The organism is Prochlorococcus marinus subsp. marinus str. CCMP1375 (genome assembly GCF_000007925.1).
Taxonomy (GTDB): Bacteria; Cyanobacteriota; Cyanobacteriia; order PCC-6307; family Cyanobiaceae; genus Prochlorococcus_E; species Prochlorococcus_E marinus.
The window spans coordinates 334,304-355,385 of the sequence record NC_005042.1; the positions used below are offsets into that span (position 1 = coordinate 334,304).

General features: G+C 39.3%; 21 protein-coding genes, 4 tRNA genes and 1 rRNA gene. 10 read left to right on the forward strand and 16 right to left on the reverse strand.

Annotation, left to right across the window (positions count from 1 at the left end; translation table 11 throughout):
- Positions 1-107: 107 nt before the first annotated feature.
- The 9 genes from PRO_RS01755 to psbB form a co-directional block, all read right to left on the reverse strand.
- Positions 108-338: a hypothetical protein gene (locus tag PRO_RS01755; protein WP_011124502.1), complete on the reverse strand. Its 231-nt coding sequence runs from the start codon at positions 336-338 to the stop codon at positions 108-110.
- A 253-nt stretch (positions 339-591) separates the two neighbouring features.
- Positions 592-667, reverse strand: a tRNA-Phe gene (locus PRO_RS01760).
- Between the two features lie 125 nt (positions 668-792).
- Positions 793-2,016 (reverse strand): FGGY-family carbohydrate kinase, encoded by a 1,224-nt coding sequence (locus PRO_RS01765; protein WP_011124503.1) that lies wholly within the window; start codon positions 2,014-2,016, stop codon positions 793-795.
- Between the two features lie 12 nt (positions 2,017-2,028).
- On the reverse strand, positions 2,029-3,261 hold the full coding sequence (gene metK / locus PRO_RS01770; RefSeq protein ID WP_011124504.1) for a methionine adenosyltransferase: 1,233 nt from the start codon (positions 3,259-3,261) through the stop codon (positions 2,029-2,031).
- 44 nt (positions 3,262-3,305) lie between these two features.
- Positions 3,306-4,073, reverse strand: coding sequence for an HAD family hydrolase (locus PRO_RS01775; protein ID WP_011124505.1), 768 nt, complete (start codon positions 4,071-4,073; stop codon positions 3,306-3,308).
- Positions 4,074-4,086: 13 nt separating this feature from the next.
- Positions 4,087-5,190 (reverse strand): 30S ribosomal protein S1, encoded by a 1,104-nt coding sequence (locus tag PRO_RS01780; protein ID WP_011124506.1) that lies wholly within the window; start codon positions 5,188-5,190, stop codon positions 4,087-4,089.
- Between the two features lie 94 nt (positions 5,191-5,284).
- Positions 5,285-5,758 carry a transcriptional regulator NrdR gene (gene nrdR / locus PRO_RS01785; RefSeq protein ID WP_011124507.1) on the reverse strand — a complete coding sequence of 158 codons (474 nt, stop codon included), beginning with the start codon at positions 5,756-5,758 and terminating at the stop codon, positions 5,285-5,287.
- A gap of 198 nt (positions 5,759-5,956) precedes the next feature.
- Positions 5,957-6,052 carry a photosystem II reaction center protein T gene (locus PRO_RS01790; RefSeq protein WP_011124508.1) on the reverse strand — a complete coding sequence of 32 codons (96 nt, stop codon included), beginning with the start codon at positions 6,050-6,052 and terminating at the stop codon, positions 5,957-5,959.
- Positions 6,053-6,083: 31 nt separating this feature from the next.
- Positions 6,084-7,637 carry a photosystem II chlorophyll-binding protein CP47 gene (gene psbB / locus PRO_RS01795; protein WP_011124509.1) on the reverse strand — a complete coding sequence of 518 codons (1,554 nt, stop codon included), beginning with the start codon at positions 7,635-7,637 and terminating at the stop codon, positions 6,084-6,086.
- Between the two features lie 243 nt (positions 7,638-7,880).
- On the opposite strand from psbB, the gene PRO_RS01800 reads away from it, so the two are divergent.
- The 5 genes from PRO_RS01800 (at position 7,881) to PRO_RS01820 (ending at position 10,571) form a co-directional block, all read left to right on the forward strand.
- The gene (locus PRO_RS01800) at positions 7,881-8,243 is read left to right on the forward strand and encodes a 2Fe-2S iron-sulfur cluster-binding protein (RefSeq protein WP_036891667.1); all 363 of its coding nucleotides are present in this window, start codon (positions 7,881-7,883) and stop codon (positions 8,241-8,243) included.
- A 146-nt stretch (positions 8,244-8,389) separates the two neighbouring features.
- The gene (gene psbM / locus PRO_RS01805) at positions 8,390-8,542 is read left to right on the forward strand and encodes a photosystem II reaction center protein PsbM (RefSeq protein WP_011124512.1); all 153 of its coding nucleotides are present in this window, start codon (positions 8,390-8,392) and stop codon (positions 8,540-8,542) included.
- Between the two features lie 84 nt (positions 8,543-8,626).
- Positions 8,627-9,076: an acyl-CoA thioesterase gene (locus PRO_RS01810; protein ID WP_011124513.1), complete on the forward strand. Its 450-nt coding sequence runs from the start codon at positions 8,627-8,629 to the stop codon at positions 9,074-9,076.
- Positions 9,077-9,958 (forward strand): peptide chain release factor N(5)-glutamine methyltransferase, encoded by an 882-nt coding sequence (prmC, locus tag PRO_RS01815; RefSeq protein ID WP_011124514.1) that lies wholly within the window; start codon positions 9,077-9,079, stop codon positions 9,956-9,958.
- Between the two features lie 25 nt (positions 9,959-9,983).
- A complete protein-coding gene (locus PRO_RS01820; RefSeq protein ID WP_011124515.1) occupies positions 9,984-10,571 on the forward strand; it encodes an L-threonylcarbamoyladenylate synthase in 588 nt (195 codons plus the stop codon).
- Between the two features lie 204 nt (positions 10,572-10,775).
- Here the strand turns inward: PRO_RS01820 and PRO_RS01825 are convergent.
- The 6 genes from PRO_RS01825 to ctpZ form a co-directional block, all read right to left on the reverse strand.
- A tRNA-Thr gene (locus tag PRO_RS01825) sits at positions 10,776-10,847 on the reverse strand.
- Between the two features lie 125 nt (positions 10,848-10,972).
- Complete coding sequence (gene minE / locus PRO_RS01830) at positions 10,973-11,293, reverse strand: cell division topological specificity factor MinE (protein ID WP_011124517.1); 321 nt, start codon at positions 11,291-11,293, stop codon at positions 10,973-10,975.
- Positions 11,294-11,298: 5 nt separating this feature from the next.
- A complete protein-coding gene (gene minD / locus PRO_RS01835) occupies positions 11,299-12,114 on the reverse strand; it encodes a septum site-determining protein MinD (RefSeq protein ID WP_011124518.1) in 816 nt (271 codons plus the stop codon).
- Between the two features lie 138 nt (positions 12,115-12,252).
- Complete coding sequence (minC, locus tag PRO_RS01840) at positions 12,253-12,918, reverse strand: septum site-determining protein MinC (protein WP_011124519.1); 666 nt, start codon at positions 12,916-12,918, stop codon at positions 12,253-12,255.
- A 20-nt stretch (positions 12,919-12,938) separates the two neighbouring features.
- Positions 12,939-14,201 (reverse strand): HD domain-containing protein, encoded by a 1,263-nt coding sequence (locus PRO_RS01845; protein WP_011124520.1) that lies wholly within the window; start codon positions 14,199-14,201, stop codon positions 12,939-12,941.
- Positions 14,201-15,568 (reverse strand): carboxyl-terminal processing protease CtpZ, encoded by a 1,368-nt coding sequence (gene ctpZ, locus PRO_RS01850; RefSeq protein ID WP_193328861.1) that lies wholly within the window; start codon positions 15,566-15,568, stop codon positions 14,201-14,203. The genes PRO_RS01845 and ctpZ overlap by 1 nt, the downstream gene beginning before the upstream one ends.
- A 76-nt stretch (positions 15,569-15,644) precedes the next feature.
- Here ctpZ and petB point away from each other — a divergent pair, with 76 nt between their 5' ends.
- Together petB and petD are read left to right on the forward strand one after the other, a co-directional pair.
- Entirely contained in the window at positions 15,645-16,301 is a 657-nt protein-coding gene (gene petB, locus PRO_RS01855) for a cytochrome b6 (protein ID WP_011124522.1), read from the forward strand.
- A gap of 80 nt (positions 16,302-16,381) precedes the next feature.
- On the forward strand, positions 16,382-16,864 hold the full coding sequence (petD, locus tag PRO_RS01860) for a cytochrome b6-f complex subunit IV (RefSeq protein ID WP_011124523.1): 483 nt from the start codon (positions 16,382-16,384) through the stop codon (positions 16,862-16,864).
- Positions 16,865-16,872: 8 nt separating this feature from the next.
- Here the strand turns inward: petD and PRO_RS01865 are convergent, their stop codons facing one another.
- Positions 16,873-18,318, reverse strand: a complete 1,446-nt coding sequence (locus PRO_RS01865; protein WP_011124524.1) for a glycoside hydrolase 100 family protein — start codon at positions 18,316-18,318, stop codon at positions 16,873-16,875.
- 689 nt (positions 18,319-19,007) lie between these two features.
- On the opposite strand from PRO_RS01865, the gene PRO_RS01870 reads away from it, so the two are divergent.
- From PRO_RS01870 to PRO_RS01880, 3 genes are all read left to right on the forward strand, one after another.
- Positions 19,008-20,492: ribosomal RNA gene (locus PRO_RS01870) — 16S ribosomal RNA — on the forward strand.
- Positions 20,493-20,669: 177 nt separating this feature from the next.
- Positions 20,670-20,743: transfer RNA gene (locus tag PRO_RS01875), tRNA-Ile, on the forward strand.
- A gap of 9 nt (positions 20,744-20,752) precedes the next feature.
- Positions 20,753-20,825: transfer RNA gene (locus PRO_RS01880), tRNA-Ala, on the forward strand.
- Positions 20,826-21,082 lie beyond the last annotated feature (257 nt).

Sequence of the window (21,082 nt, forward strand, 5' to 3'; positions counted from 1 at the left end):
AGATTTAGGGGTTTTAAATGTTGTGCTTTTTTCAAAGTGATCTGAGTCTAAGTAAATCATCTCATCTATAGAGCTTTATTCTTTAAAATAAAAAACATAGCATTTTACTATTCTAGTTGTAGTAGCCGTAATCGAAATTTTGCAACACTGATCGCTTTGGCTGGAGAAGACTTTATAAATGGGTGGTCTTTATTTTGTTCGATTATTGTTTCTATTTTTTGATCAATTGTTAACTTGTCATCGTTCTTGAATTGCTTTTCTTTCCAAGCTTCATCAAAAACCATTGCAAAACTATCAGCATTATCGTAGAAATTATTGTGTTCTTTCATCTTATTCATTGTTGTTTGAATGATCTTAATAGATTATCAAAGATCACCTTGTTCAAAAGCTTTAGAAAAGTACTTTTCAAGAAAGCTGTTATACCAACACTTTATCAGTCACTGTAAATATGCCTAAGACTATGAAAATTATTTGATTAAAAGATTAATGGAACAGATTTAAAAAAATAATATAGTTAATGCTTTAAATGAATTCCGCTTATATTTTTTATTTTGATTAAATCAGTATTTTTAGAGTATGTCATGCAAATAATGGTGCCAGGACGCAGATTTGAACTGCGGACACGGCGATTTTCAGTCGCCTGCTCTACCAACTGAGCTATCCCGGCTTGGCGCTAACTATATAGAACCATTATTTATCTTATATCAACGCTAACGCTAATTTCCATTAGAAGAATTCTTTGATTTATGAATGCGCAGAAATGAATCGGTATTGCTATGGGAATAATCATCCTTAGGGATTTCGGCGCATCGCTTTTAAGGCAAGAAGCGCAACTCCTTCTGCAGGTGTTCTTGAGCAGGTTTTAATTGGGATGCCAATTATTCTTTCTCTAATTCTTCTCCATTGTGGATTTCTTGCACCACCTCCAATGGTAATGATTTTTTCTGGCGGATCTCTGAACTCTAGATTTGCGAGTTTTTGCCATCCCATAGCTTCTATTCGAGAAAGACCTTCTAGCAGAGCTTGAAGATAAAGTGAATCACTGACTGGTCTGGGTTCAAGAATGGGATTTAAGTTGGAATCATTTACTGGGAATCGTTCTCCTTTAAAAGGTAAAGGAAGAAGTTCTAGTCCGCTATTTGTTTCAGGATCAATTTGTCTACTTAATTCAGCTAAATCTTTATCACTAAAGAATCTTTTAAGAACAGTGCAACCAGCATTAGAGGCTCCTCCCGTCAACCATTTTCCATATAAGCGATGATTTGAAATGCCAACACCCTCTAGAGGCTTCTGTGTAAAACGTTTGATGACGATGGTGCTTCCTAGAACACTAATGCCTTCTTCATACGAGGCTTCTGTGGCTAATACGGCAGCATTTGAATCAGTTGTTCCAGCAATTATCTTAAGTTTTTTGGGAAGGCATAATTCCTTTGCTCTTGTTGGGGAAATCTTTCCTAAAACACTTCCACTGCTTACAATTTTCGGTAAAGCATTAAACCAAGAAATATCCTTTAATTGTTTTGGCCATGAATTATCTAATTGGTTCCAGCCAAGTCGAAGATTGTTTCCTTCTTCTCCCCACGTCCAATTATCTAATAGCCATCCATTTATCCAGTCTGCTTGATGCCTTAATAAAATTTCTTTACCATGCTTTTTGATTAGATGTAATGCTCTGCCAATACTGGTGTGCTGAGGGTCGAATGTATTTTTTAGCTTCTCGTTAAATTGCACAAAATAAGGCAATGCTTCCCCTAGAGGCTCCCCGCTGTAATTGCATCCCATTAAAGTGCCTGAAGTTCCATCTACAGCACATGCAATTAGATTATCTTTGATTTCAACAGGGATCTTTTCAATAAGATTTTTGCAACATTGTTGCCAGTCTTTGCAAAGTCTTAAATCCTCAAAGTATTCGCAGGAAGCTAAGTGAATAAGCTTATTATTTTGATTAACTACAGCAATACGTACACCACTTGTGCCAAGGTCGATCCCTAGCACTAATGATGATTTTATTGTCATTGTGATTTCAGATTACTTTTGAGATTCAATTAATTCTTTTGCTTTGTCTTGAACATCTTCCCAAGGAAGATTAAGGTCGGGCCTGCCGAAATGACCGTAAGCAGCTACATCCCTATAAAAACGTCCTTGCCTTTGATTGGGTAATGATCTAAGCCCAAATTGTTCAATAATTGCACCAGGACGTAGATCGAAATTTTCGGTAACCAATTCTGTAAGTGCTTCGTTTGACATTTTCCCACTTCCAAAAGCTTCGACCAAAATAGAAACTGGATTGGCTACTCCTATTGCATAACTAAGCTGAACTTCAACACGACTAGCTAAGCCTGCAGCTACAAGACTTTTTGCTACAAATCTTGCAGCATATGCTGCAGACCTATCTACTTTTGTCGGATCTTTTCCAGAAAAAGCTCCACCACCATGTCTTGCATAACCGCCGTAAGTGTCAACAATTATCTTTCGCCCAGTTAGCCCTGCATCTCCTTGTGGCCCGCCAACAACAAATTTTCCAGTTGGGTTAACTAAAAAGCGTGTTTTTTCTTGTATTGGTTTAATAGGAAGGTCTTCGGTTGCTGGTTTGACTACTAATTCCCACAAGTCCTTACTAATTTGTTCTCTTATTCCTTTTTCTGAGGTAATGCCTTCTACTTCTGCTGTGTGTTGAGTGGATATTAATATCGTATCAATGGCAGTTGGCTTATTGTTCTCATATAAGACACTGACTTGAGTTTTCCCATCTGGTAGAAGATATTTCAGAGTGCCATCATGCCTAACTTTTGCGAGTCTTCTAGAGAGTCTATGAGCCAAGCTTATTGGCAATGGCATTAATTCTGGAGTTTCATCACAGGCGAATCCAAACATTATGCCCTGATCGCCAGCCCCCACTTGGTCAAACGGATTTCCGCTGTGATCATCAGCTTCATCAACACCTTGAGCAATATCTGGAGATTGTTGATCTAAAGCTACAAGAACTGAACAGCTATTTGAATCAAATCCCCCAGCTTTTGCTCCAAAGTATCCAATTTCTTTAATTACTTCCCTTACTAGATTTATGAAATCAACTTTTGCTTTGGAAGTCACTTCCCCAGTAATTAGACATAGCCCCGTATTTACAACAGTCTCACATGCAACTCTGCTGTTTGGGTCTTGATCTAAGAGAGCATCTAAGATTGCATCACTAACTTGGTCGCAAATTTTGTCAGGGTGACCTTCTGTAACAGATTCAGAAGTGAAAACAAAGCTAGGCACTTTTATTGAAGATAGTTGCTTATTTGACAGTTTATTTTATAGGTTTATTGGAAACTTAACTCATCCCAATGATTTAGTAGATGATGATGTTCATATAATAAAGGTGGATTCTTCCATCCAGCAGTGTAGCCAAGAGCTAATGAAGTTCCACTGCTGCGAGCCATCTTTAGGTCGGTATCAGCATCTCCAATGAGGATACATTCGGAAACTTTTAAGTTCATTAACTTACATAGGTTTTTCACTGAAGTTGGGTTGGGCTTTGGTGGGTAATCTTCAGAACTCCAAAAATAAGGAATTTTTTTTTCAAGATTATTGTTCCGCAGGAATTGCTTAATACCATCTTTAGTATCATTACTAATAACCCCTAACTTTATTCCTTTCTTATTGCATTCTTTAAGAAGGTTTTGGACTCCAGGGAGAAGATTATCTTTTGACTCATTGTTATTAGATTCAGTGTCTTTAACAGTTGCTTTTTGAAAAATATCATGTGAAATTTGTAATGAATTTGACCAGCTCATTCCAAGAATAGAAAAAATAGTAGCTGTTGATATTAGATTGTCTTTTTTAGATGCTATTGCCATAGATCCATTGGGATTAATTCCATTTGCAGTTATCCCATATGCTTTGGATAATAAATACTCAATATCATTTTTGGATTTAGTATATTTTGCATATGCTTTTATAGCTTCTTTAATTCTTGATTTTGCTAGCTTTAATAAACGCTCTTCACTGCTAATTAATGTACCATCCTTATCAAATAATATGCCATTAACTCTGCTGATTGGTTCCCCTCTAAGAAGGAGTTGATGCATTTAATTTAATTAATTAAACCTCCATTGAGGTTATTGGATTTTCACCTTCTTCAGCTTGTTCTAAAAGCATCTCCTTATACTTTGCAGCCATTTCTTCTGCTTTATCAAAGACTTTTTGAGGATCTGTCAGCATGTCTCCAGGCTCTGGTTCTAATGCTTTTGTTGAAAGGGAAATGCGACCTCTTTCTGCATCTAAGTCAATGATCATCACTTTCATTTGATCATTCACGTTTAGTACAGAGTGTGGTGTTTCAATATGTTCATGACTGATTTCTGAGATATGAAGTAATCCGCTTACCCCTCCAATGTCAATAAATGCTCCATATGGCTTAATTCCACGAACTGCACCTACTACAACTTCACCTACTTCTAGGCGGTTCATTTTCCTTTCAACAAGAGCTCTTCTATGGCTAAGAACTAGTCTGTTTCTTTCTTCATCGACTTCAAGAAATTTTAGAGGTAAATATTCTGCAACAAGTTCTTCTTTTGCTTTGCGAGTACTGATATGAGAACCAGGTATAAAACCCCTTAACCCTTCAACTCTAACAAGAGCACCACCTCTATTCGTTGCAAAAACCTCAGAATAAATAGTCGCATCTTCTTTTTGAAGTTGGCGAACTCTTTCCCATGCTCTTTGATATTCAATTCTTCGAATTGATAATGATAATTGACCATCTTCATTCTCTTCACTCATTATGAAAAATTGCCTTATCTCTGATGGCTGCAGTACATCACTAAGTCCTTCCACTCTATTAATTGAAACCTCTTGCATTGGCATAAAGGCTGCTGTTTTTGCCCCTATATCAATCATTGCTCCTTTTGTTTCAAGAGCGAAGACTGTTCCATTTACAATGTCTCCTGGCTTGAAGTTGTAATCATATTTCCCTAACAAAGAGTCAAACTCTTCTAGAGAAAAGCCAGCACCATCAAAGTCATACTTTTTAACTCTGCTACTTGGATCATCCGCTGAAGGTATCTCTTCAGTATTAAAAGACTCTTCATGAGTTGCGGCTTGATCTGCTAAATCAGCATTCTGCTCGTTCTCTGGCGAAGTAATCTGACTATCCGCGTTACTTTCTTCTAATTCAGTAACAGGTGCAGAGGAGTTTTCAGACATGGTTTGCGGGCAGTATGCCTTGAGGCAATGCGTACATTTGCCCTTTAGGCCTGCCAACCTAAAGGAACAGATAACTCACTCTACACCTCAGCTATTACGATATTGCCGCAAATTTATTAGAAGGTTTAAAACTTTCCAAAGTATCAATGAAATCTTCTATACCGTTGAACTGACGATAGACAGAAGCGAAACGTATATAGGCAACTTCATTAACTGATTTTAAATGAAGCAAAATCATTTCTCCTAAATCAACACTGCTAATTTCTTTGAGATTACTTTGCTGGAGATGGGTTTCAATTTCATCAACAATCGCTTCGATTTTTTGATTATTAATAGAAGTTTTCTCACAAGCTCTTGTAAGGCCATTGAGTAACTTGCTTCTACAAAAGATTTCTTTTGCGTTACTTCTTTTAATGACAGTGACAGGTATAGTCTCTACCCTTTCATAGGTAGTAAATCGGAAGTCACAGTTTAGACATTCCCTGCGTCGTCTCACACATTTTCCTGCATCTGCAGAACGTGATTCTAAGACGCGACTATCTGTGTTTTGGCAAGAGGGGCATTGCATACTCTGCCCTAATTATTTAGGTTTAATTTAAATGTATACATGGTTTTGTCTAATGAGAAGGGCTAATGCTCTTAAATCTTTGAATACTATTTCTATTTTCCTTTGATTCATTAAAGTTTGAACCAAAAAGAAATTAAATTTTTAATAGATCATTAAGGCATAAAAAAGCCCCGCTTTAATTAAGCGGGGCTTTTTTAGTTATTTGTCAAACTTCGGTGGATCGCGAAATGCGACAGCGAAGAAGAGAGTAACAACTCCCAAAGTCATAAGGAGTGTGTAAGTGAAAGCTTCCATGGGTTAGATAATGGCTAAAGATTGCTTGTGTTTAAGCACGCCCAGGGACGCGGCGAGTGGTTTCATCTCCAAGTTTCTTGAAGAGACCAAACTCAACCTGATCACCGATGTCTGGATCAACACCAGTAAAGGTATCGCGGTAAAGAGTCCTTGCAGCATGCCACCAGTGCCCAAATAGGTAGAGCAATCCAAAGCATGCATGAGCATATGTGAACCAAGCTCTTGGTGAACTTCTAAATACACCATCGGACTTGTAACGCTCACGATCAAACTTGAAGGACTCACCAAGTTGAGCCTTACGTGCTAGACGCTTGACAACAACTGGGTCAGAGAAAGTCTGTCCACTTAACTCACCACCATAAACCGTTGCAGTAATACCAGTTTGCTCAAACGAGTATTTGGCTTCTGCGCGGCGGAAAGGAATGTCAGCACGAACATTGCCATCTTTGTCTTCAAGGATTACAGGGAAGTTCTCGAAGAAGTTAGGCATTCTTCTTACTTCAAGGTCATTTCCTTCTTTATCTTTGAAGGAAACATGCCCTTGCCAGCCAGTGGGGACACCGTCGCCATTAACTAAGGCACCTGCTCTGAACAGACCTCCTTTTGCAGGGCTATTACCTACATAGTCATAGAAGGCTAGCTTTTCTGGAATAGCTGAATAAGCTTCTTCCTTGCTTGCACCATCTGCTATAGAAGCTTCAACTCTTCTATTGATTTCATTTTGGAAGTAATTGGAATCCCATTGATATCGGGTTGGACCAAACAACTCAATTGGAGTTGTTGCTGATCCATACCACATAGTTCCTGAGACTACAAAAGATACAAAGAGAACTGCTGCTAAAGCACTAGCAAGTACACCTTCAAGACTTCCCATCCTGAGGTTCCTATAAAGCCTTTCTCCAGGCCTATTGGTGATATGGAAAATTCCACCAATTATTCCTATAAGACCTGCCCCAATATGGTTGGCGACTATGCCGCCTGCACTAAAGGGATTAAATCCTGATGCGCCCCAAACCGGGCTTACTTTCTCGACATGTCCAGTAAGACCGTACGGGTCAGAGACCCACATTCCTACTGAAGAAAGTGATACACCAAAACCAAAACAAGCAAGTCCTGCAAGTAATAGGTGGATTCCAAAAATTCTTGGAAGGTCTAAAGCTGGTTCCCCAGTTCTAGAGTCTTCCCAGAGTTCAAGATCCCAGTAGGTCCAATGCCAGATAGCTGCCAGCATTAACAGACCACTGAAGATGATATGACCTGCTGCGACGCCTTCAAAAGTTGAATAAGGAAGAGCTTTTCCCCAGAACCCTAATGAATCAAAGTCGAATGAACCGACACCGCCAGTCAGGTCCCAACCATTCCAACTACTTGTAACCCCTAAGCGGGCCATAAAAGGCATGACATACATGCCTTGGCGCCACATAGGGTTCAAGACTGGATCGCTAGGATCGAATATGGCCAATTCATATAGGGCCATGGAGCCGGCCCAGCCGGCTAGCAAAGCTGTGTGCATGAGGTGCACGGCCAGAAGTCGGCCAGGGTCGTTAATTACGACTGAGTGCACCCGATACCAGGGCAATCCCATGGGTAAGATTTCGAGTAACGAAGCTGCTTATTATGCAGCTAGACCCGATGATCGTAAAGGTTCTTCTATCGAGAAGGGGCAGGTTGTGCTCAGCTGCAACGACTGTTGATATTCCAGCAACATTGAAAAATGAATTTAGAACCGAAAGAAAATCAGTGAAAATGTTCTTTTTGCCAGTTATTTAGGGACATTTGGCTGTTTGACAAGTCAAAATTGAATTGCAACTTTGTTGTTTTTCGAACTATGCCAATTATTCGTTTCGTTAGAGAAGGAAGAGATGTTAAGTGTCAATTTGGAGAAAATCTTCGAGAAGTTGCTTTGAGGGAAGGTCTGGAACTTTATGGATTCAAAGGAAAATTGGGAAATTGTGGAGGGTATGGTCAATGCATTACTTGTTATGTTTCTGTAGCAGAAGGGCAACAAGATTCTTTGTCACCTATTACGGACATTGAGCAAACCAAGCTGAGAGGTCGTCCAGGTAATTGGAGACTCGCTTGTCAGGCGGTTGTCAAAACTTCTGCAATTGTCCTCACTAAGCCACAGTCTCCGCCAGCTAACGTTGAATCATTGATGGATGAAGCTTTGTCTAAGGATTTACCAAAATAATTCCTGGTTTTTTGCAATTAAGCTTATGAATATTTTGATTGTTTCTCGTTACAACATCTAATTCTTCAAGCTCTTTGCAAATGAGTTGGCTGTTATCCCTTTATAGTCTGAATTAATTCCTAGCTTTTTAGCGGCTTTTTGAGTTCATGGAAACCACAAATTTCGGTTTTATTATCAGCTTGCTCTTTGTTGGCATCCCAACGATTTTCCTGGTAGGTCTATATATCTCCACCAGTGATGGAGAAAAATCAAGTTTCTTCTCTGATTCCAGTAAAGGAAAGCTTGGGCCAAAAAGTTAAGTAACTACTTAGCTGAAAATCAGAACCTAAGAGATTTAAAGACTTTTTCAATTGTTGAGTCTTTAGTTCTTTAAAGTTTTTTTTATGGCTGGAAATTCTGAAATTAAGCCTTGGGTTCTTAGAAAAACTGTCTTGCCTCAAAATGCAGATCATGCAGGTGTTATGTGGCATGGATCTTATTTAATGTGGTTGGAAGAGGCCAGGATTAATGCACTATCTAAAGTTGGCTTAGCTTATAGCGATTTATCAAATCAAGGATTTGAAATGCCAGTTGTGGATTTACAAATAAAATATATGCGCTCACTTTTGCATGGTGAAGAGGTTTTGCTTAAAAGTTGGATTTTCCAAGGCAAAGGTCCTCGATGGAGATGGAAAACAGATTTTTTTAATAATTCAGGAGAGATCGCTGCTTTGGCTAATGTTGATTTGGTATTAATTCAACGTGATAATTCAGGCGATCGTCTATTGAGGGAAGGGCCAGAGCAACTTTCCAAAGCACTTAGGGATTTGCAACGGGGACCATCTAAAAATTAAATGTCTTTTGAAAGATTTTTTTCAGCAGAAGAAATTTTAATTTGGAGAAAGCAAGAGTTGTCTAAAGGAGGCCGAGCAGTAGATCTTGATTGGTTATTAGATATCGGAGGAGGATTGGGTTGGAGTACTTTGCAAGAATTGAAAATTTTTCAAAGCTCTTTTCATAAGCTTGATTTATCACTTGAAGAACTCTCATTGATTTGGATGAGACATTTAAGTGATCAAATTCCTTTACAGCATCTAGTAGGTAAATGTCCTTGGAGAGACTTTGAGCTGAAAGTCAATTCTTCAGCTTTGATACCTCGCCAAGAAACTGAAATATTGATAGATATAGCTTTGAAAAAGGTAGACGCAGGATTAATGAAATATGGGAGATGGGCTGATTTAGGTACCGGTTCTGGAGCATTAGCAGTTGCATTGGCAAGAGCTTTGCCTTTATGGGAAGGTCATGCAGCTGATTGCTGCAATGATGCCTTAGCTTTAGCAGAATCAAACATAAATACCTTAACTGAAAATGCCAATGTTTCTTTGCATTTAGGAGATTGGTGGGAGCCTCTAAAACCTTGGTGGGGAAATTTTGATTTAGTTGTTGCTAATCCGCCTTATATTCCTAAGACTCATTTAAGTGAACTTGATCCTGTTGTTCGTGATCATGAACCAATTTTGGCGCTTAGTGGCGGGGATGATGGAATGGATTCATGCCGTAAAGTAATCAAAGGTGCAATGAAAGGCCTTCGTTCGGGTGGGTGGTTGCTGTTAGAACACAATTTTGATCAAAGTGAACAGGCATTAAATCTTATGGTTGACTCTGGCTTTTTGGAAGTTGATTTTGAAAATGATTTGGAAGGAGTAAGACGTTTTGGATTAGCTCTTCGCCCTTAAAGACAGTTTATTCCCTCAATCAATTATGAATTTCCCGTTTTGCGAATCTAAGGAGCTACTGCAATATCTTGACAAAGGATCTCCAGTTTTAATCCCTACAGATACTTTGCCAGCATTAGCTACTTTCCCTAAGAATGCAATTGAATTATGGAACATTAAGAAGCGGCCAAAAAGTAAGCCTTTGATTTTAATGGGCTCAACAACAGACCAATTACTAAAATATGTTTTGCCAGTTGCAATAAAAGACGCAATCAGAATGTGTTCTTCTTATTGGCCAGGAGCTTTAACAATTGTTTTACCTGCTTCAGGAGAAATAGTGCAATCACTTAATCCAAGTGGAGATTCAATTGGTATTCGAATACCTGCATGCGAAGTGTCTATGGATTTCCTTAATAAGAGTGGGCCACTTGCCACTACTAGCGCAAATTTATCTGGTCAAGAAACATTAATTGATCCTTATGAACTTTCTCAATGCTTCCCAAAATTGCCTCTTTTGAGCCCTGTCCCTTGGCCCACATCGTCTGGACTGGCAAGCACCTTAATAAAATGGAAATCACCAGGGAAGTGGCAGTTATTAAGAAGAGGTGCTGTTATACCTAAAGAGCTTTATTAAGAATGACTTGGCTTTTGATTCTAATTTTGATTCTTCAATCTGGATTCCATTGGATTTTAAAGCCAACAATATTTGTTGGAACTTATTTACTGGAATTCAGGAGCTTAGGTTTAATAAGTATATTTTTAATTTTATGGTTCTTTTCAGGAAGGGGATTTACGAAAGAAACTTATGAAGATTGAATTGATTCAAGAAAGGTTTAGATGCCGGCTAACAGATTTGAACTGATGACCTTCGCTTTACAAAAGCGCTGCTCTACCGCTGAGCTAAGCCGGCACTCATTATTAAATAGACTAGAGGAATGTTTGGCCTTTTCCAAACTTTTTTATTTTACTAGCAAAGCAGATTGGGTTTAGTTCTTCGTTGCAGGGACTAAATGTAATTTGTATAGATGAGTTTTATCAGGAAACGGCTTTTGCAGAATTATCTGCTGAAGACTGTTCTTTTATTTTTATTTCTCCAGAAAGAGTTCTTTTAATTGGAAGATTGGCAACTAATGCAGTCATTCTATCTTCAGTTTCAAGACTCACTGCACCTTCTTCAAAATCTATTTCTACATATTTAGCTACAACGCTAAGAATTTCTTCTCTCATTTGTTCCAAGAGATCTGGACTTAAATCAGTTCTGTCATGAGCGAGTACTAATTGCAGCCTTTCTCGAGCTTTTGCAGCACTCGCAGGCTGTCTGCCCATCAATTTGTTTAGAATGTCTCGAAGTGTCATTTCAGTTAAAAAATCTTTGTTTGCATCAGTCGGCGGAATTTGTCTGCTATTCCAGAACCTTCTTGAGAAGGGTCAATAAGAGGGATCTCTTCCCCTCGAAGACGCCCTGCGATATTTGAATAGCATCTAGCTGCAGGTGATTGACTCCCACTGAGAGTTAGAGGCTCTCCTCTGTTAGTACTAACTATTACTTGCTCATCTTCAAGAACTAGGCCTAATAAAGGTAGAGCTAGAATATCTGTCACATCTTCAATTGATAGCATTTCTTGGCTTTCCATCATTTTTGGTCGCACCCTATTCAAAACCAGTTGGACAGGTTTGATCCCATGTGTATTTAGGAGTCCAATTACCCGATCAGCATCTCTTACTGCAGACACCTCAGGGTTAGTAACAATAATGGCTTCTTTAGATGCGGCTACTGCATTCCTAAATCCATCTTCTACACCAGCAGGACAATCTATTAATACATATTCAAATTGCTTGGTAAGCATATCAACTATTTTTTTCATATCTTCTGGCTTAAGCCAATCAAGCATCCTTGGATTGCCAGCCGGTAACAGGGATAGGTTTGGCTCTTGTTTATGCTTTACCAAGGCTTGATCAAGGCGACAAGTCTCTTCTAGAACTTCTTGAGCTGTATAAACAATACGATTCTCTAAACCTAATAAAAGATCTAGATTACGTAAGCCAAAATCAGCATCAAGAACAGCAGTAGGGGAGCCTTTTCTGGCTAAAGAAATCCCTAGATTTGCTGTGAGAGTAGTCTTGCCGACACCCCCCTTGCCTGAGCAGATAAGTATCACTCGCGTAACTGACGTCACTGACCTCTTCGAAGTTGAACAATTTTAAGTGCATTCTCTCTAATAACAATGTCTAAAATTAAAATTATCAATTTAGATTGAAAGGAAAAATTTTTTTTCTAGATATAACTGGGTTTTTCTTTATGAAATGAAAAATGTTCAGGTGGTTCTTGCTGGTTTAATGACAATTACTTCCTCTTGGATAGTTGCCTCTTCTGCTAAACCTAACTCTGGTTTTTCTTTAGGACCTCTTGCAATTTTGTTTGCAATCCTTAATTGAACAGGCCTAAGCTGAAGAGCAGTTATTTTGGCTTGATTATTTCCATATTTGCCTGCATGCGCTATTCCTAGAAGCCTTCCCCAGATCATTACATTCCCACCAGCTAAAACTGTTGCGCCTGGATTCACATCTCCGAGAATTAAAATATCTTCATCAGCTTCCAATACTTCTCCAGACCTTAGAGTCCCTTTATGAAATAACAATGCTGCGTTTACTTTGCTTTCTGAGAGATCTTTAAAATCTGATTTTACTTCTGTAAAAACATTATCTTTTAATTTTAGGTTTGCATTTAGGCCTAATGCAGAAGCGCTAACAATACTTTCTGCGTTAGTTGATTCAATAGATATTATTTCCATTCCGACTCCATTACATATTCTTTTTAATTCATTTATGTCTTTGCAAGTTAGGGGTAATGCTCCAGAGTTAATTTTGATGAATCCTTTTTGGTACCCTTTAATACTTAATCTTAATTCCTCTGCCCAATTCTCTGATAATAATTGAATGGAAATAAAATTTTCTTTCTTGTTAAGATTATTAAGGCTCATAACATTTTAATATTATATAATTATATTTTTTGTGTTTGCCTTAATTTTGAGAGTTTCTTTTTGAGACTAGAATTAATTTCTTTAGGGTATATTAACCATGTATTTTTTGAAGGGCTAATTAATCTTTCAATTAGTAAAGATTCTTTCTCAAGAGCTTTGAGATTCTCTCCATCCCATAACCTTAATCCTTTTTTATAAGGTTCATAGCCATAGATTTTGTTATGTCTAAGACCACAATAAATGTTTGAATCTTTACCAAGTTCTTCTGTAAGTCTCTTTGTTATTGAAAGAGCTTCTAATTGAAATTCAACTTTTAGATCCTCAATATTGATTGCTTTAGGTAATTTTCGATTTAAAAAACATTCACATAGACCTCTTAAAGGTTGAGGTGCTTCATCTTTCCATCTTGATAAGTGATATATGGTTCTTACATCATCATTGGCCAAAAATGTTTCTATATTTATTTTTTTTGGATTCCAAAGCCATGTAGAAAAATAGCTATCTGCCCAAATTGCCTTAGGGCCCAATTGTCTTGCTAATTCAATAATTTTTTCTAGAAGCCAGTTGCAAACCTCATTTAACCTATGATTATATATGCTTCTATACATAAGATTCCTAACTACTAAATAATGTTCTACAGCTAAAAGTCCTTTAGGATTTATTGCAAGATCCCCATCAGGTGCAATTGTTAATGCTGAGAGAATTCTTTCTAAGTCAATTTGTCCATAATGAGTCCCACTGCTATGGCTGTCTCTCATTAAATAATCAAGTCGATCACAATCAAGTTGGCTACTAACCAAGGTTTTTATTAGTTTATGATTAGTATCTTCTCTTCTAAATAAATTTGATACTTCAAGGCTTAGTGAGCTTTTTAATTTGTTCAATATATTAGTTATTTCAGGATGCTCTTTTATTACTTTGAAAGACCATTCTTCATGATTTAGACCAAACATTCCTTCACTTGTATGACTTAAAGGCCCATGCCCAATGTCATGAAGTAGTGATGAAGCATATAAAAGACCTTTAAATTGAATTAATTCAGGTTCAAGTTTTAATAGTTTTTTTAAAGCTCTTCTTGCAATATGAAATACCCCTAGCGAATGAGTAAATCTGCTTGATTCTGCACCATGAAAAGTAAGTGAGGCTGGACCAAGTTGTTTGATTCTGCGTAAACGTTGAAAAGGAGATGAATCAATTAAACCTATTATCATTTCCTCTTCAGGTATTTTGTCGTCAAGAGTTATGCCTTGGTGAAGAGGATCGTAATAAGTTCTTTTTGCCATTAATTGTTATCTACAATTTGTAAGTCAGTGGAATTTTCAGAATCGTTAGAGCTGAATTCAGTTCTCTGAACCACTTCAATCTCTTCATTCAATTCAATATTGTTATTCTCCTCTTCTTTTTGAACCTCTTGCAAGTCAATATTGGCTTCCATCAAAAGCTCTGCGTCAAGAAGCCATCTGTCTTCTGATCCTCCAGGATCAAGGGGTTCAGGCATTTCTAAATTTCTATCAGGCTCGATACCCAGATTCTGAATATCTCTCCCTGATGGAGTGAGGTAGCTGGCTACTGTTACTGCCAAACCACTACCATCGCTTAAATTTGTAAGTGATTGAATAAGACCTTTGCCAAAAGTACGTTTGCCTAATAAAAGAGATCTTTGATTGTCTTGAAGAGCTCCAGCTAGAATTTCGCTTGCGCTTGCTGTCCCTTCATTTACCAAAGTTATTAGAGGACCGTCAAAAAGGGTTTCTTTGCCTGAAGGTATTGGATCATTGATTTCATTTCGATTTTTGGTCTCAACAATTGGCTTTTCACTTAAAAAGGCATCTGCTACAGCAAGCCCTGAGCTAACTAGACCGCCTGAATTATTCCTTAAATCTAATACGATTCCTTCAACTTCCTTTTCTGAAAGCTCTTTTAAAGCTTCTTTTACTTTTTCAGGGACTCCTTCACTGAATTGGGTGATTCTTAGGTAACCAAGTGTATGCTTTTCAGTTCTTATTCTTTTAGTTCTAACGGGGCGTAAATCAACACTTCTTCTTTCGAGAGTTATTTCTTTTGTTTCGTTCTCTGGGGATAAAAGGGTTAATAAAACTTTTGAACCAGTTTCTCCTCTTAATTTTGATGCTGTTGCTTCTAATCCAAGTCTCTTAGGCGATTCGTCATCAACTTTAATTAGAATTGAACCACTCTTGATTTGGGCATCTGCTGCGGGAGAACCCTCTAATGGAGAAATTACAACAATCTCTCCATCATCATTTCTTGCACCAAGTTGAAGCCCTACACCATTAATTTCACTTCCAATATTGCTTTCCTTGAGATTTTTGAAATCATTAGGCCTTAAAAGACGTGTATATGGATCTCCTAGTGGAAGGAGCATGGTTTCAATAGCTGAATATGCTTCATCTGATGTTGTAATTGGTTTTTCTATAGCTTGTTGACGTAATCGTCTCCATTGAACTTCATTGAATTTTTCAGGATTTAAAAATCCTTCATTTACAATATTCCAGGTCTCTAAAACCAATTGCTGACCATCGTTTAGAGCGATTAGAGGCTCTGCGCTTATTGAAAAAATAATGGCAAAACTGATTAAAACAGCGAAAAATTGCCGGATAATTTGTGAAAAGGTTTTTACAGTTGGAGGCATTGGATTAATCAATTGCGCGAACCATGAGGCACATTCAGTAGACTGTTTTTATTAATTATCAAGTTCATTAGATTCAATGGCGAACTCCTCACCTGTCTACGACTGGTTCCAGGAACGACTTGAAATACAAGACATCGCAGATGATGTCACTTCAAAATACGTACCTCCACATGTAAACATCTTTTATTGTCTTGGAGGCATCACACTTGTCTGCTTCTTGATTCAATTTGCAACTGGGTTTGCAATGACTTTTTACTATAAGCCCACAGTTACAGAGGCTTATAACTCGGTCAGTTACTTGATGACAGATGTCAGCTTTGGCTGGTTAATTAGATCAGTCCATCGTTGGAGTGCCTCAATGATGGTGCTTATGCTTATTTTGCATGTTTTTAGAGTTTATTTAACGGGCGGATTTAAAAGACCTAGGGAGCTTACTTGGGTTACAGGAGTTGTAATGGCAGTTATAACAGTTGCTTTTGGCGTTACAGGCTATTCTTTGCCTTGGGATCAAGTCGGATATTGGGCTGTAAAGATTGTTTCAGGCGTTCCTGCTGCCATCCCAGTTGTAGGCGACTTCATGGTTGAATTGCTTCGAGGAGGTGAAAGTGTTGGCCAGACAACACTTACCCGTTTTTACAGTCTTCATACTTTTGTATTGCCTTGGACATTGGCAATCTTTATGCTCATGCACTTTCTTATGATTAGAAAACAGGGTATCTCAGGTCCTTTGTGATTCAAATGCGTAAAAAATAATTTATGCAGGACTGTGGCATTCTTTTTATCCAAATCTTTTACCTAATTTAATTTTTAAATATGTCCACTCTAAAGAAACCAAATTTATCTGATCCAAAGCTAAGGGCTAAGCTTTCTAAAGGTATGGGCCACAATTATTACGGCGAACCAGCTTGGCCGAATGATCTTTTATATATTTTCCCGGTTGTAATTCTTGGAACAATTGCATGTGTAGTGGGACTTGCAGTTTTAGATCCTGCATTCCTTGGTGATAAAGCTAATCCCTTTGCTACTCCCCTGGAAATTCTTCCAGAGTGGTATCTTTACCCAGTCTTTCAAATTCTTAGAGTTGTCCCAAACAAACTTCTTGGTATTGCATTGCAAACACTTATTCCTCTGGGCTTAATCCTTATACCTTTTATTGAGAATGTAAATAAATTTTCTAATCCTTTTAGAAGACCAGTGGCAATGGCCTTTTTCTTATTCGGAACTGCCCTGACAATTTATTTAGGTATAGGGGCCTGTTTGCCAATAGACAAATCCTTGACTTTGGGACTTTTCTGAAACTTGATTTATTGATTTAAATCGAGCATTGAAACGTCCTCAGGAGATGTTTTTAAGAAGTGATGCATTAAAAGGAATCCGACAATAGTCCAAGTTTGATAAGTCCTAGATTGTTGGCCTACCCAAGTTCCAGTTGGGCCATCAAAATATTCAGCCCATTTTTGTTTAGGTAATTGGTTGAGTTGACTCCAATAACATTCTTCTAATAGTGATCTCATTTGACCCATTAGTAAAACATCAGCTTTTGGATATCTTTGTTCATGTAGGAGGATCGAAGCACCAAAGAACCAAAGAATGCTTGGCCAATGTCCTCCATTGTGATAACTCCACGGCCAATTTTTTGGGTCAGATCCAGTTTTGTTTTGCCATTCCTCTACTTCCATCGGAGGATGACATATTCTCATGGGCATTTGGGCCATTAAATGTTGTCGATTATGAAGAACTAATCTAAAAAGAGCTCTTTGTTGGGGAGCTGTTAATACTCCAAACATGCAAGCGAGTGAGTTGCCAAGGCTATAAAAACGAAAATCAGGACGACCGGTGCGAATATTGCCAATTAGATATCCCCCTCTATTCTCTAGCCAATCTTGTAACCAAGAAGGAACAATTTGAGGTTGAACATTGAATTCATTTTGGTGTTGATCTTCTCCATATTGTTCAGTGGGTCTTCGTCTAAGTACTTGCATTGTTTTACTTGTAACCCAGTAATGTTTAAGTAGGAATTGACGAAGATCATGTACCCATTGTCTTGTAAGAAGAAGCCTTTGATCTAGTAAGCGACTGACTTGATGCTTACTACTTAGATCCATTAACTCTATACAGCTACTCAAAGATGCATAGAGAAGCACCTCTACTTCCAAAGGCGCCCCCCATACATCCATTGGGCGATCAATCATGAATGAGCAGTCAGGGACAAACAGAACTGGCGTGCCTTCAAAAGTTGGATGTAGAACTAAATCTAAAAGCAGTTGAATTCCACGTTGTACTTTTTGACTAATTCCAAAAGTAGTGTCTTTACTTTTTCTTACGTATAGCCAACATAATATTGGCCACCACAAACTTGCATCAGCTGAAGTTATCCTTCCAATTGATCTTTGTCCATAGTCAGCAATTAATTCATCTTTTTCCTCTACAAAACTTGTAGGAAAAACACCTCGTGTTTGGTAACTAGTACTTTGAAGGTCAAGACATACAGTTAAGAATTTTTTGACTATGTCATATCGTTTTTGAGTTAGCAAATAAATCATTACCGGGACATTGTCCCTTAAAAAGATCTCTCCATAATTGAGGGCATCATTATTCGCAGGATGTTCAAGAGCAGCAACGCTCCCAGCCAAATGACCATTGATTTTGATTAAAGAACGCTCAAAATGCTCTTGAGCTCTCTTTACAACTGCTTCCTCATTTGAATTTGGCCGCACTCTTTGGCGCTGTTGACTAAATCTTTCTGGCATTTATGTGGTTTTTGAAGCAATTCCCAAAGTCTTGCTGTAGCAAGCTCTTTCTATCATAGAGAATAAAAAGAAGATCAACTAGACAGAAATTATTGATTTATCTATTGCGCATAAATAGGTTTGTAGTCTAAAATTGGGGACTGGACATGAGTTGGGCTAAAACCTGATTCAAGGCTATTACAAAGCTGGGTTTAACTCAGTTTTGCAGTGGCATCTTATATCAACTTCAGGAGTAATCCAATCGCTGATATAGGGCTCCAATGTGATCTTTGATCACAACGCTTAGGCTCTTTTTTTAAGGGGTCCAAGCAGAACCTGGACAACTAAAAAGTTTAGGAACTGACGCTTTTGTCGCGTTCAGTGAGTTTTATACTTGCTTGAATGTAAATGCGATAGAAGTGTGAGGTCCCGTCAAAAGAATTAATTGCTAAAACCTGTTCATTGATGAAGATTGAGTTATGGAGTTCACGCCCATACTTGATCGTTATTCAAACAAGTTTTTGCAATGACCGGATCTGAGATCTCGGAAAGTCACAAGAAAATATTCTTAGTGCACTCTTTAGAACCCTTAAATAATTTTAAGGAGGCTCAAACTACTATTCTGTACGCCAGTGCAGTAATTAGTGGATTTAAGCAAGTCATTCTGCGTTATTAAAGCTTCATCGCTTTTTAACAATAGGGTCTGATCTACAACGGAGAGTTTGATCCTGGCTCAGGATGAACGCTGGCGGCGTGCTTAACACATGCAAGTCGAACGAACCTTCGGGTTAGTGGCGGACGGGTGAGTAACGCGTGGGAATCTGCCCTCAGGAGGGGGATAACGGTTGGAAACGACCGCTAATACCCCATATGCCGAGAGGTGAAATGAATTTCGCCTGAGGATGAGCCCGCGTCTGATTAGCTTGTTGGTGAGGTAATGGCTCACCAAGGCTTCGATCAGTAGCTGGTCTGAGAGGATGATCAGCCACACTGGGACTGAGACACGGCCCAGACTCCTACGGGAGGCAGCAGTGGGGAATTTTCCGCAATGGGCGAAAGCCTGACGGAGCAACGCCGCGTGAGGGATGAAGGCCTCTGGGCTGTAAACCTCTTTTCTCAAGGAAGAAGATATGACGGTACTTGAGGAATAAGCCACGGCTAATTCCGTGCCAGCAGCCGCGGTAATACGGGAGTGGCAAGCGTTATCCGGAATTATTGGGCGTAAAGCGTCCGCAGGCGGCCTTTCAAGTCTGCTGTAAAAACGTGGAGCTTAACTCCATCATCGCAGTGGAAACTGAAGGGCTCGAGTGTGGTAGGGGCAGAGGGAATTCCCGGTGTAGCGGTGAAATGCGTAGATATCGGGAAGAACACCAGTGGCGAAGGCGCTCTGCTGGGCCATAACTGACGCTCATGGACGAAAGCCAGGGGAGCGAAAGGGATTAGATACCCCTGTAGTCCTGGCCGTAAACGATGAACACTAGGTGTCGGGGGAATCGACCCCTTCGGTGTCGTAGCTAACGCGTTAAGTGTTCCGCCTGGGGAGTACGCACGCAAGTGTGAAACTCAAAGGAATTGACGGGGGCCCGCACAAGCGGTGGAGTATGTGGTTTAATTCGATGCAACGCGAAGAACCTTACCAGGATTTGACATCCTGCGAACCTCTTAGAAATTTGAGGGTGCCTTCGGGAACGCAGTGACAGGTGGTGCATGGCTGTCGTCAGCTCGTGTCGTGAGATGTTGGGTTAAGTCCCGCAACGAGCGCAACCCACGTTTTTAGTTGCCAGCATTTAGTTGGGCACTCTAGAAAGACCGCCGGTGATAAACCGGAGGAAGGTGTGGATGACGTCAAGTCATCATGCCCCTTACATCCTGGGCTACACACGTACTACAATGCTACGGACAAAGGGCAGCAAACTCGCGAGAGCAAGCAAATCCCATAAACCGTGGCTCAGTTCAGATCGTAGGCTGCAACTCGCCTACGTGAAGCAGGAATCGCTAGTAATCGCAGGTCAGCATACTGCGGTGAATACGTTCCCGGGCCTTGTACACACCGCCCGTCACACCATGGAAGTTGGCCACGCCCGAAGTCGTTACTCCAACCCTTGTGGAGGAGGACGCCGAAGGTGGGGCTGATGACTGGGGTGAAGTCGTAACAAGGTAGCCGTACCGGAAGGTGCGGCTGGATCACCTCCTAACAGGGAGACAACAATCGATTGTGATGTCTAATTTTCAAAATTTAGGCCATAATCCTGTCACCTTAGGTCGATCGGTACCTCAAAGTAATAACTTAAAAAATTGAGCAATCACTTTATAAATAGTTTTTATTTTCAGTTCCTAAACTTGTCTAGGTCACACCCAACAAACTTTCTCCTGGGCTATTAGCTCAGGCGGTTAGAGCGCACCCCTGATAAGGGTGAGGTCCCTGGTTCAAGTCCAGGATGGCCCATTCGTTGTTGGGGGTATAGCTCAGTTGGTAGAGCGCCTGCTTTGCAAGCAGGATGTCAGCGGTTCGAGTCCGCTTACCTCCACTGATCAACTACCTGATAACTCAATTTGGAGATTATCGTTTGTTTAATGTGACTTAGAGTTGTTCGTCTGAATGAACCTAGCTTCCTATCATTCCTTTCTTTTAGGCCGATAAGACGCTGGGCTCAACTAATATTCTTCAGATTATTAGTTTGATTCAGCAGAACCTTGACAACTGCATAGGAAAAGTCTGGAAAGAATAAAGCATCTCATAGATGCACTGAAATTTACTTATTAAGCAAAGCTAAATAAAGAGATT

What these genes read in the sequence shown, in the direction of transcription:
- PRO_RS01755 (WP_011124502.1), bottom strand. Translation starts at nt 338, where the DNA reads ATGAATAAGATGAAAGAACACAATAATTTCTACGATAATGCTGATAGT.
- PRO_RS01765 (WP_011124503.1), bottom strand. Translation starts at nt 2,016, where the DNA reads ATGACAATAAAATCATCATTAGTGCTAGGGATCGACCTTGGCACAAGT.
- PRO_RS01775 (WP_011124505.1), bottom strand. Translation starts at nt 4,073, where the DNA reads ATGCATCAACTCCTTCTTAGAGGGGAACCAATCAGCAGAGTTAATGGC.
- PRO_RS01780 (WP_011124506.1), bottom strand. Translation starts at nt 5,190, where the DNA reads ATGTCTGAAAACTCCTCTGCACCTGTTACTGAATTAGAAGAAAGTAAC.
- nrdR (WP_011124507.1), bottom strand. Translation starts at nt 5,758, where the DNA reads ATGCAATGCCCCTCTTGCCAAAACACAGATAGTCGCGTCTTAGAATCA.
- PRO_RS01790 (WP_011124508.1), bottom strand. Translation starts at nt 6,052, where the DNA reads ATGGAAGCTTTCACTTACACACTCCTTATGACTTTGGGAGTTGTTACT.
- psbB (WP_011124509.1), bottom strand. Translation starts at nt 7,637, where the DNA reads ATGGGATTGCCCTGGTATCGGGTGCACTCAGTCGTAATTAACGACCCT.
- PRO_RS01800 (WP_036891667.1), top strand. Translation starts at nt 7,881, where the DNA reads ATGCCAATTATTCGTTTCGTTAGAGAAGGAAGAGATGTTAAGTGTCAA.
- psbM (WP_011124512.1), top strand. Translation starts at nt 8,390, where the DNA reads ATGGAAACCACAAATTTCGGTTTTATTATCAGCTTGCTCTTTGTTGGC.
- PRO_RS01810 (WP_011124513.1), top strand. Translation starts at nt 8,627, where the DNA reads ATGGCTGGAAATTCTGAAATTAAGCCTTGGGTTCTTAGAAAAACTGTC.
- prmC (WP_011124514.1), top strand. Translation starts at nt 9,077, where the DNA reads ATGTCTTTTGAAAGATTTTTTTCAGCAGAAGAAATTTTAATTTGGAGA.
- PRO_RS01820 (WP_011124515.1), top strand. Translation starts at nt 9,984, where the DNA reads ATGAATTTCCCGTTTTGCGAATCTAAGGAGCTACTGCAATATCTTGAC.
- minE (WP_011124517.1), bottom strand. Translation starts at nt 11,293, where the DNA reads ATGACACTTCGAGACATTCTAAACAAATTGATGGGCAGACAGCCTGCG.
- minC (WP_011124519.1), bottom strand. Translation starts at nt 12,918, where the DNA reads ATGAGCCTTAATAATCTTAACAAGAAAGAAAATTTTATTTCCATTCAA.
- PRO_RS01845 (WP_011124520.1), bottom strand. Translation starts at nt 14,201, where the DNA reads ATGGCAAAAAGAACTTATTACGATCCTCTTCACCAAGGCATAACTCTT.
- ctpZ (WP_193328861.1), bottom strand. Translation starts at nt 15,568, where the DNA reads ATGCCTCCAACTGTAAAAACCTTTTCACAAATTATCCGGCAATTTTTC.
- petB (WP_011124522.1), top strand. Translation starts at nt 15,645, where the DNA reads ATGGCGAACTCCTCACCTGTCTACGACTGGTTCCAGGAACGACTTGAA.
- petD (WP_011124523.1), top strand. Translation starts at nt 16,382, where the DNA reads ATGTCCACTCTAAAGAAACCAAATTTATCTGATCCAAAGCTAAGGGCT.
- PRO_RS01865 (WP_011124524.1), bottom strand. Translation starts at nt 18,318, where the DNA reads ATGCCAGAAAGATTTAGTCAACAGCGCCAAAGAGTGCGGCCAAATTCA.